This is a genomic window from Vibrio sp. 1978 (genome assembly GCF_033344345.1).
Map to the genome: position 1 here is coordinate 1 of NZ_JAWPOP010000623.1, position 630 is coordinate 630.

Genomic DNA, 630 nt, shown 5'->3' on the forward strand with positions numbered 1-630 from the left:
GAATAATCACCGTAGTTGTAACCACCATCTAGAGATAAAGTTGGTAGGTGACCAGAGCTAGCCAGTGAGATGTTGTCGCGTGCGATGTCTTGAGAAATACGAGCTGACAATAGGCTAAGGTTCTTCGTTTTCGCTTCATCGATCAACGTTTCAGCAGGGCTGTTCGTACGTGTTGCAGAGAAACGGTTAGTATCAAGAACGTTTAAGTTTTTGTGTTCTTGACCTGTGATTTCACGTAGCGATTCGTAGCTGTTGATCAGATCATTTTCTGCCAACACTTCATCCGCTAGTACTGCATCGTACTGAGCTTGTGCGTCGTGAACGTCAGTACTTGCCGACCAACCAACTTCAAAGCGTTGTTGTGTTTGTTCTAGTTGGCGACCCCCGGCTGCTTTTTCTGCACGAACAAATACTAGGTTGTCTTGAGCGCGCAATACTTCGAAGTACGCTTGAGAGACACGAAGGATCAAACCTTGTTGGGTTGCTGCGTAAGTTGCGTCTGCTTGACGAGCGCTTTTCTCTGCTGTGTCTAGAGAAATCCAAGATGCACGGTTATAAAGTGTTTGAGAAAAGCTAACACCAGCGGTTAAGGCGTCTTGATCGTTTGATGATTTGCCTAAAGCGCTATCG

At 46.0% G+C, this 630-nt stretch carries 1 protein-coding gene; it reads right to left on the bottom strand.

The features are described 5' to 3' along the window. Positions 1-630, bottom strand: a 630-nt coding sequence (locus tag R8N49_RS28195) for a TolC family protein (RefSeq protein WP_318190578.1), incomplete at both ends; no start/stop codon positions are given.